1 protein-coding gene is annotated in these 242 nt (G+C 72.7%); it reads left to right on the top strand.

The genetic code is table 11. The features are described from left to right. On the top strand, nucleotides 1-242 hold a 242-nt coding region (locus tag ACWJ6R_RS38320; protein ID WP_449066845.1), incomplete at both ends, for a hypothetical protein.

Here is a 242-nt window from a genome sequence, read left to right as displayed (position 1 = left end):
GCACCGCAGCGCTGCTGGTTCGCCGTCTGGGAGGGGTACGGTGACCTCGCCCTGCCGGTGGAGGACGCGGGCGTCCCGCGGGTGGCGATGCCCGGCAGGGACATGCTGCTGCTGTCGGGGCCGCTGTCGGCGGCGGCCACGTCGTTCGCGCAGGCGTCGTGGTGTCATCAGAGCGCGAGCCTGTGGTGGCCGGAGGACCGCGCCTGGTGCGTGGCCACGGACGTGGATCTGATGAGCACCTA

This window comes from Planomonospora algeriensis, assembly GCF_977012225.1.
The sequence above is the reverse complement of the archived record's forward strand: the minus strand, read 5'-3'. Positions and strand labels throughout refer to the sequence as shown.